This window comes from Bacillus sp. D386 (assembly GCF_006346415.1).
Map to the genome: position 1 here is coordinate 113,221 of NZ_VEMV01000002.1, position 13,677 is coordinate 126,897.

At 37.9% G+C, this 13,677-nt stretch carries 11 protein-coding genes; 5 read left to right on the forward strand and 6 right to left on the reverse strand.

The window, feature by feature from the left end; translation table 11 throughout:
* The first annotated feature begins 783 nt into the window (after positions 1–783).
* Positions 784–1,479, forward strand: a complete 696-nt coding sequence (locus tag FHY45_RS05585) for a YqjF family protein (RefSeq protein ID WP_139891547.1) — start codon at positions 784–786, stop codon at positions 1,477–1,479.
* Positions 1,480–1,524: 45 nt separating this feature from the next.
* On the opposite strand, the gene FHY45_RS05590 is transcribed toward FHY45_RS05585, so the two are convergent.
* A complete protein-coding gene (locus FHY45_RS05590) occupies positions 1,525–1,746 on the reverse strand; it encodes a hypothetical protein (protein ID WP_139891114.1) in 222 nt (73 codons plus the stop codon).
* A 183-nt stretch (positions 1,747–1,929) separates the two neighbouring features.
* Between FHY45_RS05590 and FHY45_RS05595 the strand changes: the two genes are divergently transcribed.
* Positions 1,930–2,343 carry a YkvA family protein gene (locus FHY45_RS05595; RefSeq protein ID WP_066104258.1) on the forward strand — a complete coding sequence of 138 codons (414 nt, stop codon included), beginning with the start codon at positions 1,930–1,932 and terminating at the stop codon, positions 2,341–2,343.
* 785 nt (positions 2,344–3,128) lie between these two features.
* Here the strand turns inward: FHY45_RS05595 and mutL are convergent.
* The 3 genes from mutL to cotE form a co-directional block, all read right to left on the reverse strand.
* Positions 3,129–5,060: a DNA mismatch repair endonuclease MutL gene (gene mutL, locus FHY45_RS05600; protein WP_139891115.1), complete on the reverse strand. Its 1,932-nt coding sequence runs from the start codon at positions 5,058–5,060 to the stop codon at positions 3,129–3,131.
* A 15-nt stretch (positions 5,061–5,075) separates the two neighbouring features.
* On the reverse strand, positions 5,076–7,688 hold the full coding sequence (gene mutS, locus FHY45_RS05605) for a DNA mismatch repair protein MutS (protein ID WP_139891116.1): 2,613 nt from the start codon (positions 7,686–7,688) through the stop codon (positions 5,076–5,078).
* A 106-nt stretch (positions 7,689–7,794) separates the two neighbouring features.
* Positions 7,795–8,394, reverse strand: a complete 600-nt coding sequence (gene cotE / locus FHY45_RS05610; protein WP_139891117.1) for an outer spore coat protein CotE — start codon at positions 8,392–8,394, stop codon at positions 7,795–7,797.
* A gap of 485 nt (positions 8,395–8,879) precedes the next feature.
* Between cotE and FHY45_RS05615 the strand changes: the two genes are divergently transcribed.
* Together FHY45_RS05615 and FHY45_RS05620 are read left to right on the forward strand one after the other, a co-directional pair.
* Positions 8,880–9,395, forward strand: a complete 516-nt coding sequence (locus FHY45_RS05615) for a DUF6141 family protein (RefSeq protein WP_139891118.1) — start codon at positions 8,880–8,882, stop codon at positions 9,393–9,395.
* A gap of 239 nt (positions 9,396–9,634) precedes the next feature.
* Entirely contained in the window at positions 9,635–10,600 is a 966-nt protein-coding gene (locus FHY45_RS05620) for a bile acid:sodium symporter family protein (RefSeq protein WP_139891119.1), read from the forward strand.
* A 121-nt stretch (positions 10,601–10,721) separates the two neighbouring features.
* Here the strand turns inward: FHY45_RS05620 and FHY45_RS05625 are convergent, their stop codons facing one another.
* Positions 10,722–11,156 carry a DUF4395 domain-containing protein gene (locus tag FHY45_RS05625; RefSeq protein WP_139891120.1) on the reverse strand — a complete coding sequence of 145 codons (435 nt, stop codon included), beginning with the start codon at positions 11,154–11,156 and terminating at the stop codon, positions 10,722–10,724.
* Between the two features lie 503 nt (positions 11,157–11,659).
* On the opposite strand from FHY45_RS05625, the gene katA reads away from it, so the two are divergent.
* Positions 11,660–13,111, forward strand: coding sequence for a catalase KatA (katA, locus tag FHY45_RS05630; RefSeq protein WP_139891121.1), 1,452 nt, complete (start codon positions 11,660–11,662; stop codon positions 13,109–13,111).
* A gap of 117 nt (positions 13,112–13,228) precedes the next feature.
* On the opposite strand, the gene FHY45_RS05635 is transcribed toward katA, so the two are convergent.
* Positions 13,229–13,510: a hypothetical protein gene (locus FHY45_RS05635; protein WP_139891122.1), complete on the reverse strand. Its 282-nt coding sequence runs from the start codon at positions 13,508–13,510 to the stop codon at positions 13,229–13,231.
* Between the last annotated feature and the right edge of the window lie 167 nt (positions 13,511–13,677).

The following is a 13,677-nucleotide window of genomic DNA, read 5'->3' on the forward strand; positions in this document are numbered from 1 at the left end:
TAATCAATCATATAACAATTACCTAATCAATATTTATTATAGAGGTTTCATACATTTGAAGGCGTAAACGATATTACGCGAAGCAAATTGCTGAGGATGGAGAAAGGTATCTTACATATATAGAAATGAGGAGATTGTTTTCATGCTCCGGTTCATACAGGCGTTAACCGGCTTACTTACATTTTTCTTACTGGGTTATATTTTTTCATATAGGGTCTTCTCCTTGGTGCAATTACTTTTTGTTTATTTAATCGTCCTATTTTTAATAACCGGTATTAGAGAACTTTATAACTATAAGACTTTTATTGGATCCATGTATGTTCTTGTCTCGCTTCTCCTTTTCTTATTTTTTATCCACAGATGAAACAGCGAGTCCAATATAATCACTGGAATCCCGATTCCATAGGAAACTTACAAACCCATTTAATTGTTCATGTTGGAAAGTTCTTTCCACAAGGCTTACATTTATCTGTAAGATTCTTAATTTAAATCTACAATAGTTACTTTAAAATAGATTAATAATATAAAATCATTTCAATTTAACGGTATAATAGGTATTAATTAGGATGTTTATCTCCATGTAAAATTGCTATCATGAATTTTTTTACTTTTGATTTTTACTTAACCAAAGTGGTGACGATTATTCTAAAAGGAGTTCAATTCCAAAAATTACATTAAAAAATTGTTAAGGAAGTGATAGCTTTGGGAGAACAACTAAAGCTCGATAAAAACCAATGGGATGACAGTCATCGTCCATGGGCTCTCCCGAATTTACCTTGGACAATGAAGCAGACATGGAGCGATCTTTTATTTGCCCATTATCCAATTAAATATGAGGCGTTACGAAAGTTAGTCCCTGAAGTGCTCCCTTTGGATTCATATAATGGCATGTGCTGGATTGGGGTTGTACCGTTTCGTATGTCGGGTATTAGACTCCGGGGATTACCCCCTATTCCAGGAACAGATCAATTTCCTGAGCTAAATGTTCGTACATATGTCATTCTCGACGGAAAGCCAGGTGTGTACTTTTTTAGTTTGGATGCTTCCAATTGGCTTGCTGTAAAAGGGGCTAGAACACTATACCACTTACCGTATTGGTACACTGATATGGAAATCCAGACTAATGATACAAACATTGAATTTAAAAGTAAGAGACTACATGACCATGAAATCGAGTTAACCTGTAGCTATAGACCAATTTCAGAACCATTTCAGGCAGCTAAGGGGTCCTTCGAGGAATGGATGGCCGAGCGTTACTGCTTTTATACTTTAAATTTATCAGGAGTACCGCTTCGCTGTGATATTTTACATGAACCTTGGATCTTACAAGAGGCAGTAGCAGAATTCAGTAAGAATTCAGTATTATCCAAGCAAGGTATTGATATTAATGATGAATTGCCTATTTTTCATTTTGCAAAAAAGATTGAGGTACGTGCTTGGCCTTTGGTTCACCATTTCACTAATCGTTTTAGTACATAGAACAACATAAGGTCTCAGTGCCATGGACTAAAATACTGACTCCTTTTATACACATCTCCTTAGAGCTAAATAAAAAGAGATTCCCTCATCTTTTGTTAGATGCTGAAATCTCTTTTTATGTTTAAACTGTTCCATTTTATCCTTCTTTGTTTTCGTCATTTTTGTACTCAAATCAATTGTATATAGGCCGCCACGTAGAGTTTCAGGATTACGCTTGCCTTCCCTCTCCAATTTCAACCTATATTTTTTAGCCCGACTTTTACTCATAACTCTATACACCTCATTTTTTCACAGGATAGGATTAGTATACACAAATTTAGGGAAAAAGACATTAGGCAGCGTTTCTAATGAGAGGTATTTAATTTTATTTCAAGCCAATCACTGAAATGTTGTTAGTTGAAGCAATATACCTTAAAATGTAAACAAGTTGTCGTTTAGGAGGAATGAGTAATGGAAGAACAAAACAAAGGAATACATAAATATAAAAAATACATCGATTCAGCCAAAACCTATTTAAATAATACAAAAAAATCAAATGAGCTATTAGATGAAGCAACTACAAAATCAAATACAAACAAAAATGCATTGGAAGAGGTATGGGACAATCTGCAATTACTCATCACTATGTTTCGCTCCTGGGTAAAGGGTGATTATAAAGAGATTCCTAAAAAATCGATTATCTCTATAATCGCAGCCATTATCTATTTTGTATCACCTATTGATTTTATCCCAGATTTTATTGTAGGTCTTGGGTTTGCTGATGATGCAGCCATCATCGGATTTACCATTAAGCAAATAACTGAAGACCTCGAGAAATTCAAACTATGGCAGGCGAAGCAAGAGCAAACTATTGATATTGAGTAATTAAAAAGGTGTCTGATCAGTATGATAGGCTGATTTGACACCTTTTTTGCTTTTCAAGGTTGATTTCTTGGGTCCTGGTTAAGACATATATGCGATTTACATAAAAACATAAGCAGCTGCTTAGAGAGAATCAACCCTGCAAGTAATGGTACCTGCTCATAAATTAAATTCCCTAAGATGACTACCTTTCAGACACTTTTACCCCAGTATAGGCTGGTCATAGGTGGAGGATAGCTGCTTTCCTCCATACTTCACCCACCTTTCAGACACCTTTCCCCCGGTATAGGCCGATCATAGGTGCCTCATAGCTGGGAGATAGCTGCTTTCCTTCATACTTCACCTACCTTTCAGACACCTTTCCCCCGGTATAGGCCGGTTATAGGTGCCTCATAGCTGGGAGATAGCTCCTTTCCTCCATACTTCACCTACCTTTCAGACACCTTTCCCCCGGTATAGGCCGGTTATAGGTGCCTCATAGCTGGGAGATAGCTCCTTTCCTCCATACTTCACCTACCTTTCAGACACCTTTCCCCCGGTATAGGCCGGTTATAGGTGCCTCATAGCTGGGAGATAGCTCCTTTCCTCCATACTTCACCTACCTTTCAGACACCTTTACCCGGTATAGGCCAGTCATAGGTGCCTCATAGCTGGGGATAGGCCCAAAAAAGCGCAGCTTAGGAGCTTTTTTGTATCCAAACTTATATTATAAACACAAAAAAAGCGGAGGAAAATGACTCGTTTCCTCCGCTTAATTAAAGTTTAATGGCTTTTATTTACCTACTTCATTACATAACCCGTTTAAACATTTTCTCCAGCTCATAAATCGAATAATGAACGATAATTGGACGGCCATGCGGGCATGTGAATGGATCATTTGTACGGCGCAATTCATCCAGTAATGCACTTATTTCATCATTACGCAAATGCCGGTTGGCTTTAATTGACCCCTTACAGCTCATCATGATTGCCGCTTCCTCACGCAATTTCTTAATATCCACCTTTTTCATCGTTAATACTTGGTGGACCATTTCATCGATGATCGTTTCTTCCATGCCTGCTGGGAACCAGGTTGGATGGGCGCGGACAATATAACTATTTAATCCAAATGGTTCTAAAAATACTCCGACCGCTTCCAACTCTTCTTTATGTTCTTCCAGCTTCACAAACTCATCTGTTGAATACTCCAGTGTCATCGGGACCAACATTTCTTGCAGTTCTTTGTTGACCTCTCCCACCTTATGCTTGAAGAACTCATACTTAATCCGCTCTTGGGCAGCATGCTGGTCAATCATATAGAGCCCTTGTTCATTTTGGGCCAAAATATACGTTCCATGCAGCTGTCCAATCGGATATAAAGGCGGAATTCGGCTTTCTTGCATGTCCTGATTGTCTTGAATCGGCTCTAATTCCTCTTCTTTTTGCTCTACGATCGTTCCGACACGTTCGGAACCCGCTTCTGAACTGATAAACGGTTCAGTTTCTACCTGTTCTTCTACTGATTCCCTTCCAGGCTCGTTCAACTCGATAGGACTAGGAGCCTCGAATTCCCGCTTCGGCTGTTCAATCTCAGGCGGATCATAAATCACTGAAAATCCTTCAGTTGCCTTTACCATTGGAGGAGTCTGCTTTGGCGCCTCAGGCCGCTTGGCTCTTTCCTCCGTAAACGTAAATTGAGCTTGTTCCGTTTTTGCTTTTTCCTCACGTTTAACAGGAGCGCCTGTCGGAATTAATGTCTCTTTTTTAAACGTATTCCGGATGGCCTCGCTAATTAATGTCATCAGCTCTTGCTCTTTACTGAAACGAACCTCCATTTTGGAAGGATGCACATTCACATCAACCAATAAAGGATCCATTTCAATATTGAGCATCGCAATTGGATAACGTCCAATAGGCAATAAAGTATGGTACCCTTCCATGACTGCTTTGGCGATCAAATAATTCTTAATAAATCTTCCATTTACCAAAATGGTCATATAGTTACGCGAAGCCCTCGTCATTTCCGGATGTCCGGCATAGCCTTTTATTGAAAAATCAAGTGTTGATGCTTCAAACGGCAGCATTTTTTGAGCAGTTTGTATCCCATATATCCCGGCAAGCACCTGAAGTGGATTGCCGTTGCCTGATGTTTGTAATAAGGTACGGTCGTTGTGAACCAGCTTAAACGATACATCCGGATGCGACAGTGCCAGCCTATTTACGACATCGGTTATATTCCCAAGCTCTGTATGAACGCTTTTAACATATTTCAGACGAGCCGGTGTATTAAAGAACAGTTCACTCACCGTTATATCGGTTCCTTTACGGCTTGAATAGGACTCATGAGTAAGGACCTTGCCGCCCTCGAGTAAAAGACGGGTTCCAGGTCCATCACCTGTTGAGGTCTTTAATTCGAATTTGGAAACAGAAGCGATTGAAGGCAATGCCTCACCCCGGAAACCTAGCGTACGAATTCTGAATAAATCGTTTTCGTCCTTTATTTTACTGGTCGCGTGCCTGTGAAAAGCATTGAGGGCATCGTCCTCTTCCATCCCTTCCCCATTATCAATAATGCGAATGGATTCAAGACCGGCTTCCGTAGCATAAATCTCAATTACCGTACTGTTAGCATCTATTGAGTTTTCCACTAACTCTTTTACAACAGATGCAGGTCTCTCTACTACTTCTCCGGCAGCGATTTTATTGGATAATAGATCATCTAACAGTACAATTTTCCCCATATCGTTCTCTCCTTCCTACTTTAATTTTTTCTGTAATGCATATAAGGCGTTTAAAGCTTCTAAAGGATTCATCTCTAATATAGATAAGGATTTAAGCTCTTCCGCTACCTTCCACTCTTTTGAGTGTCGGGATGATGAAGTCGTTTTTTCCTTTTTATCTTCTGTGAAAAAGGATAATTGCGCCTGTTCACTGACAATTTCAGCATCAGTTTCAGTTTTTACAGGCGGCGTAGGTTTTGGTTGCTTGTCCCCTTGTTCAAGGACGTTTAATATCTCTTGCGCTCGCTTAATCACCGTCTCCGGCATTTCCGCAAGCTTGGCAACATGAATACCATAACTGCGATCAGCAGGTCCATCGACTACTTTATGAAGGAAAATGACTGTGCCATTTTGCTCAATTGCACGAACATGTACGTTACTCAGCTTGCTGAGTTGATCAGATAGAGCTGTTAACTCATGATAATGCGTGGAAAAGAGGGTAGCTGCGCCAATATGATGGTGAATATATTCGATAATCGATTGGGCTAATGCCATTCCATCATAGGTTGACGTTCCTCTTCCGATTTCATCGAATAGAAGCAAACTGTTTTCTGTTGCATTCGTAATCGCATGGTTCGCTTCAAGCATTTCAACCATAAATGTACTTTGTCCTGATATCAAATCATCCGCAGCACCAATTCGAGTAAATACCTGATCAAAGATCGGCAGTGTTGCTTCGTCTGCAGGTACAAAGCAGCCGATTTGGGCCATAATTGCTGTCAAAGCAACCTGGCGCATATACGTACTCTTACCGGACATATTTGGTCCAGTAATTAATAAGATTTCCTTCTTTTTATCCAAGAAACAATCATTCGGTACATATTCCTGCGCTTTTAAAACCTTTTCTACAACTGGATGTCGGCCATTTCTTATACTCATTTGGCGTGTATGAGAGAATTGTGGTTTTACATAGTGGTAACGTTCACTAATAGTAGAGAAACATTGTAAAACATCCAATTCACTGATTTCCATCGCTAATTTTTGCAGACGAGGTATATAATCTTTAATTTGATCACGTAATTCACAGAACAAATCGTATTCCAGACCTGTACTTTTTTCCTCTGCTTCGAGGATGATTGTTTCTTTTTCCTTTAATTCTGGAGTGATATAACGTTCTGCATTTGCAAGAGTTTGTTTTCTATCATATCGATCATCATTCAGAAGGTGGAGATTTGCCTTTGTTATTTCCAAGTAATAACCAAATACACGATTATAACCAATTTTTAGCGAACGGATACCCGTTCTCTCTCTTTCCTTTTGTTCCAACTGAGCGATCCAGGTTTTCCCGTTCTTGGAAGCATCGCGATAACGATCTAAATCTTCATTATACCCTTCGCGAATAATGCCTCCCTCTTTGATGGAAATCGGCGGGTTCTCATGCAGCGCCTGCTCGAGTAAATCCGTCACTTCTTCACACGGATCCATCCGGGATGCGATTTCTTTAGCCGTATCAATAGGCAGCCTTCCAATCACATCAATAATAGCCGGTACTTGCTGCAGGGAACGCTTCAGCTGCAATAAATCCCGTGCATTTACATTGCCATAGGAAACACGGCCTGTTAAACGTTCCAAATCATACACTTCATGTAATAGCTCACGCAGCTCTTCCCGTTCAAAAAATTGATTCATAAATGTTTCAACCATCGATAACCGAGCTTCTATTTCAGATTCGCTGACTAATGGGCGTTCAATCCATTGCTTTAGTCTTCTGCCGCCCATGGCCGTCTTGGTTTCATCAAGAAGCCATAAAAGAGAGCCTTTTTTACCTTTTGAACGAATAGTTTCCGTGAGCTCTAAATTTCTTTTTGAATAGTAATCAATTTTTAAATATTGTTCCGTTTCATATAATTCAACTGGTTGAATATGTTCAATCGTCCTCTTTTGAGTACGCTGTATATAATTGAGCAAACGGGCTACCGTATGCTTTAGGTCTTTTTTCGGAAGCTCATTTACCAGATGGTTAAACTCGTCTTTCGTTTCCGAATCGGCTTCATAAGAAATCGTGACAATCCCTCTGTCTTTTAATAAAATTTCTTTTTCATCGCCGATATCGGGCTGAACTACAACTTCTTTAGATCCTATAACCGAAACTTCATTTAACACATCTTTAAAATTGGAAAAATGGGTTACTCGATTTTCGCCAGTCGTTAAATCAATATGAGCCACTCCAAATCCCAATCCATCTATAGATGAAATAGTTGCAAGATAATTATTCTCCTTTTCAGCGAGGCTCTTTCCTTCCATCACTGTACCTGGAGTAATTAATTGGACAACTTCACGTTTAACGACCCCTTTTGCCGCTTTTGGGTCCTCTGTTTGTTCGCAGATGGCCACTTTAAAACCACGATCTACCAGTGTTTCAATATAAGACTGCGCTGAATGATAAGGAACCCCGCACATTGGAATTTTTTGTTCTCCTCCACCATTCTTCGCTGTTAAGGTTATCTCCAATTCTTTTGATGCCTTAATGGCATCCTCAAAGAACATTTCATAAAAATCACCGAGACGGAAAAACAAGAATGCATCTTGATAATCTGCCTTTATACTCAAGTATTGTTGAATCATAGGAGTATAGGTTGCTACTGCCATTTTCCCAAAACCTTTCTTTCAATCAAATATATAATAGAAGTATTATATCATAGGAGCCAAGCTCATCTAACAACAAAAAAACTAGAGAGTTTTTCTCTCTAGTTCCTTAATCCCGCTTGCTTTTGCTTTTTTTCCTGCCTGATTCATAGGAGCTGGACTCTTCACTGGATGACTCACTATGATCAAGGAAATCAGGATTAATTTCCTCCAGTTCGTCATCATCTACCTCAAGCTCCCAGCTTTCCTCATCGGTGTTTGCATTTTCCCTGATTGAAACAGTTACTTTTGTTTCACCAATAATCTCCACTAAAAATTCACGTTCAACATGAACAGAGATCTTTTCGCCATCTGGAGTGATGAGACATTCAATACAATTTGGTTGCTGAATTACTTTGGCTATGACTTCATTATCATCATAAACTGTTTGGTCCCGATACTTTAATTTTATGGTGTCTTTATATGGAACCTTTTCTGTTCTTACTTCTGTCTTTGTATTATTGCAATATGAATACCAAACATTGATATCATAATATCCTGCAATTTCTACCTTTTTACCCTGTTTCTTAGCTTCGTACGTATGATTAATAATCCAGCAGCCCAGTATACTGGTAGGATCGTTGTCCGGACAAACCGTATGATTTGCCTTGGTAAACTTACGCCCCTTTGCTACTACTGCCTTCGTGATAATTTCTCTATATTGCGACATACAAGGTTACCCTCCTCAACCATTTTCATTTCATCCTATGCATGATAAATGTCTAGCGTGCAAATTAATTATCAGTTCAACAAGGATTGCATGCTACAGTTTATGCCCATGCTGAAGAAAGGTGACCTTGATTTAAAAATAGGAGCAAGTTATACAGAATTTAAATAAGAAAGCTAGGAATGATAAAGTGTTACTACTCATTTCCCTTTACTATTAAAAATAGAGGATAGACTTTAAAGCTCTCAACAGATGAACAAGCATTATTACTGAAAATATAATTAACAGAAGAAATGAGGCATTTATCTACGGAGATCATGCCTTTTTGAGTTTTAGTTTTATCTGGAATTAAAGGACAGGTAGAATTATGACAGTTTTTCACTTAAATAGTACAATAAGGAGTATAAATAACACATATTTATAATAATACAAAAGTTCTGTACTCAAACATTAGTACTTAATTATGTAAAGAGGAGGAAATTATTATCATGAAAAAACAGGAGGATGTAATCTTTCGAGAAGTTCAATACCCTCGCCAACCCTTGCTATGGATTTTTATTATAGCTCTCGCTACATTATTTTGGTATGCATTTATTCAACAGGTCATTTTCGGAATTCCATTCGGTGATAAACCTGCATCTAATCCGTTTTTAACAATTCTTTGGCTTGTTTTTGGAATAGCAATCCCATTAGGACTATTACTGGGATTCTGTAAGCTAGAAACTGAGGTGCGTAAGGATGGATTGTATGTGCGTTATATGCCGTTTCACCTCCATTATAAATCATTTTTATTTAAAGATATGGTTCAATATTCTAGTATTACCTACAATTCGTTACTACAATTCGGAGGCTGGGGCATAAGATTTAATTTAAATGGGGATACAGCATATAATATAGGCGGCAACAAGGGAATAGAATTGCAATTAAGAGGAAAAGGAAATGGAAAAGTGGTAGTGGGTTCACAAAATCCGGATGAATTAATAAAAGCATTAAATTCAAAGTGAATATTTTCCACCTTACTCGATATTATGTATGTTTCTTGAGTTTGATGGTGTATTTTTTTGCTTTTTCACAGAGATATTCGGAAATTATCCATACTATATATAGAGAGAACACAAGAAGTCAGCCAAAAAAATGTTTCTTTTGAATGCATCTCTTCACAATGAGTTTTCAGACTATTGATTATATTCAGATATTAATATATAATTTCCCATATTAAACAAATTTATCCCTGAGGTGAAATATGAAAGCTTTAGAACGTTTCAGTCAATTTGTAAGTAACACCTTTGCAGTATGGGTACTTATTTTTGCAGCACTTGCCTTCTTTATTCCAGATGGTTTTTCTTGGATTGCAGCCTATATTACCGTTTTATTAGGGATTGTCATGTTTGGGATGGGATTAACAATTTCACCTGCTGATTTTAAAGAAGTATTAACAAGACCGAAGGATGTTCTCATCGGTGTAGTCGGTCAATTCTTGATTATGCCCACATTGGCATTTTTATTGGTCAAGCTATTCGATCTTCCACCAGAAATTGCAGTCGGCGTCATTTTAGTAGGCTGCTGCCCAGGAGGAACGGCTTCTAATGTCATGACCTTTCTTTCAAAAGGAGATGTTGCATTATCCGTAACCATTACTTCCATCACAACATTGCTGGCTCCAGTTGTCACACCTGCACTCATTTTCTTATTCGCAAGCGAATACATCGATGTTGCACCTACTAGCTTATTTATCTCGATTGTGCAAGTAATTGTTATACCAATCGCACTTGGCTTTATTGTTCAGAAATTGTTTAATAAGCAGGCGAAAGCAAGTGTTAAAGTAATGCCTCTTGTTTCTGTTATTGCCATAGTTGCTATTGTTGCAGCTGTAGTTGCGGCAAATCAGCAAAAAATTGCTGAAACAGGATTGCTCATTTTCGCTGTAGTCATTTTACATAATGGCTTAGGCTATTTAATCGGATACTTATTCGGTAAATTATTAGGCATGAATCTGGCGAAAAGGAAAGCAGTCGCGATTGAAGTCGGTATGCAAAATTCAGGATTGGGTGCTTCATTAGCGGTAGCACATTTCTCACCTTTGGCAGCTGTTCCAAGTGCCATCTTTAGTGTATGGCACAATATATCAGGACCGATTTTAGCAACGATCTTCAGTAGAATGAGGGATAAAAATGAACCTGTTGATCTGGATGAATCGCAATCTATTTAAGTTGGAGCCTCTGCAAAGCGATAGCCTTGCGGGGGTTTTTAATTAAGTCGTTAGCAATAATTCTACGATTCTGCCCAGAAAAAAGGATCCTGCGATAGCATGCAAGATCCTTTTCCTTCTTTTAAACTGTTTTATTTACTGATTTCTTATACCTATATTGCTGCCACTGGAAACGAATAAAACAACCAATACAGAATCCAAGAATAGCTACAAATGAAGCAATAGCAACCATGGCCGTAAATACATATCCAGCAATCACCCAATCAAGTAGATAACTGATCAGGCCGCCTGCAAGACAAATAACAGCGATCACTTGATTAAATTGTTGCTGAGCCCACTCTTCCGGGATATAATCAGAAGGTTTTTTTCTTAAAAATAACTTACCTCCTTGCATGATTGGATTGAATCCAAAGACTAAACCCATAATTCCTGCAAATAAAGGCAGTGCTAAAATCCATTCTATACCTGTTACCCAAGTAGCGACCACGCTAAGAAAAATCACCCATTGGTTTAAACGTACCAATGGTCTCGGAACTGTGCGGACCGTTTCTCCCATTATTTCACACCTCTCCAATATGTTTTATATGTTATTTTTCATCTTACTCTGTTTAACCATAAATGGGAAAGTAAAAGAATTTAATTAAATTATATTTCTCATCAAATACTTTTAGATTGTATTTAAAGGAAGATTCATGAACCATTCCATTTGACAGCAAGGAAACTGATAAAGGATACATAACTTTCCCAATCAATTTGGAAAATCAACTGGTTCGATAGAAAATCCCTTTCCACATTTATATAAAGTTGATATTTTCATACTCTAATTAAAAGAACATAATTAAGAATACCTGCTTCTTAATTGAGAATCTCCTTGCTGCCTCTCCTGCTTGCTTTAGGTATTATCCCTACCATTAAGAGCTCTCTCATAATGAATTAAAAAAGCATCCTTTCGCTTAATTTCATTCTATTTATAATTATTTTAAATAAATAGTTGTTTTTAATTGATAATATGATAAAAAATAAATATAATAGGTTTATCATACGAAAAAGGTGGTATAAATAATGTCCAAAAAATTAACAACTAGTTGGGGAGCTCCTGTAGGAGATAACCAAAATTCCATCACAGCTGGAAGACGCGGACCAACTTTAATCCAAGACGTACATTTATTAGAAAAATTAGCTCACTTTAACAGAGAACGTGTACCTGAGCGTGTTGTGCATGCAAAAGGCGGCGGAGCACATGGTTATTTCGAAGTTACAAAGGATCTAACTGAATATACAAAAGCTGCTTTCCTATCTGAAGTTGGCAAAAAAACGCCTTTGTTCATTCGTTTCTCTACAGTTGCAGGTGAACTTGGTTCTGCTGATACATTGCGTGATCCTCGTGGATTTGCTGTAAAACTTTATACTGAAGAAGGTAACTATGATATCGTTGGTAACAATACTCCTGTCTTCTTTATCCGTGATGCAATCAAATTCCCTGATTTCATACATACACAAAAAAGAGATCCAAAAACACATTTGAAAAACCCTAATGCTGTTTGGGATTTCTGGTCACTTTCACCAGAATCTTTACATCAAATAACAATACTTATGTCTGACCGTGGTATTCCTGCTACTTGGCGTCATATGCACGGATTTGGTAGCCACACATTCAAATGGACGAATGCGGAAGGTAAATCCGTATGGGTTAAATACCACTGGAAAACAGAACAAGGGGTAAAAAATCTATCTACTGATTTGGCTGCTGAGCTTGCAGGTACAAATCCAGACTACCATATCGAAGACTTACACAATGCAATTGAAGCTGGCGATTATCCTGCATGGAAATTATGCGTACAAATCATGCCACTTGAAGATGCAAACACATATCGTTTCGATCCATTCGATGTAACAAAAGTTTGGTCTCAAAAAGACTATCCTTTAATCGAAGTTGGCCGCATGGTATTAGATAGAAACCCAGAAAACTATTTTGCAGAAGTAGAACAAGCTACATTCTCTCCTGGTAATTTCGTTCCTGGTATTGATGTATCACCGGATAAATTATTGCAAGGTCGCTTATTCGCTTATGCAGATGCTCACCGTTACCGTGTGGGAGCAAACCATAATCACTTACCAGTCAACCGTCCTAAAGTTGAAGTAAATAACTATCAACGTGACGGACAAATGAACCCAAGTATAAATGGCGGTTCTTCTGTCTACTACGAGCCAAACAGCTTCGGAGGTCCACAAGAATCTCCAGAAGACCAACAAGCAACATTTGAAGTGGAAGGCTATGCTGCAAGCACTTCTTATGATAATGATGATTTCTACACTCAAGCTGGTGATCTTTACAGATTGTTAAGCAGTGAAGAACGCGCTAACCTGGTTAACAACATCGTTGGATCTATGCAAGGTGTAACTGTACCTGAAATTATCGAACGTCAAATCCAGCATTTCTACAAAGCTGATCCTGAATATGGAACACTTGTAGCTGCAGGACTTGGTTTAACAGTAACTGAAGAAGTTTAATAGAATAATTTAATCCTATTTTACATTTTCAATTATATTCTCATATTCTCAATTAAAAAAAGGTGCTGCTACTTGCAGTACCTTTTTTATCTAAAACTCTATCTCCCCTTCTCATTTCTAAGCCATATTTTTCAACCAAGTAAGGACTCGAATGAAATAAAACGGCTCAAACCAGCTAATCACAAAGAACACAATAAAAAAAGAACTGAGTGAAATGAATTTTAACCAACCTTCTTCCTGTTTTGCAATCGCCACAAAACTGAAGACTATTCCAACTAGAAAAGAAAGACTTCCTAAAAGAAATAAAAGTTCCACATGTTTTTCTATACCTGCGGTTAAACCGAATAATATCAGCCCTGCTATCATCATTCCCATCGACCATAAACTGAATTTTCTCAACACTCCACCTCCATTCATAAGAGTATCACCATTTGGAATAATATTACAAAACGTTTTCCATTTAGATTTCATTTAAATTTAATAACTCGGAAAATAAAGATCTGTAAAATTTAAGATCAAAATTAATAACCTTTCTCCTTCATCTTGAACACATACACTATATGATA

Excerpts from the sequence above, each read along its gene's own strand:
- FHY45_RS05585 (WP_139891547.1), top strand. The coding sequence starts at position 784 with ATGAAGCAGACATGGAGCGATCTTTTATTTGCCCATTATCCAATTAAA.
- FHY45_RS05590 (WP_139891114.1), bottom strand. The coding sequence starts at position 1,746 with ATGAGTAAAAGTCGGGCTAAAAAATATAGGTTGAAATTGGAGAGGGAA.
- FHY45_RS05595 (WP_066104258.1), top strand. The coding sequence starts at position 1,930 with ATGGAAGAACAAAACAAAGGAATACATAAATATAAAAAATACATCGAT.
- mutL (WP_139891115.1), bottom strand. The coding sequence starts at position 5,060 with ATGGGGAAAATTGTACTGTTAGATGATCTATTATCCAATAAAATCGCT.
- mutS (WP_139891116.1), bottom strand. The coding sequence starts at position 7,688 with ATGGCAGTAGCAACCTATACTCCTATGATTCAACAATACTTGAGTATA.
- cotE (WP_139891117.1), bottom strand. The coding sequence starts at position 8,394 with ATGTCGCAATATAGAGAAATTATCACGAAGGCAGTAGTAGCAAAGGGG.
- FHY45_RS05615 (WP_139891118.1), top strand. The coding sequence starts at position 8,880 with ATGAAAAAACAGGAGGATGTAATCTTTCGAGAAGTTCAATACCCTCGC.
- FHY45_RS05620 (WP_139891119.1), top strand. The coding sequence starts at position 9,635 with ATGAAAGCTTTAGAACGTTTCAGTCAATTTGTAAGTAACACCTTTGCA.
- FHY45_RS05625 (WP_139891120.1), bottom strand. The coding sequence starts at position 11,156 with ATGGGAGAAACGGTCCGCACAGTTCCGAGACCATTGGTACGTTTAAAC.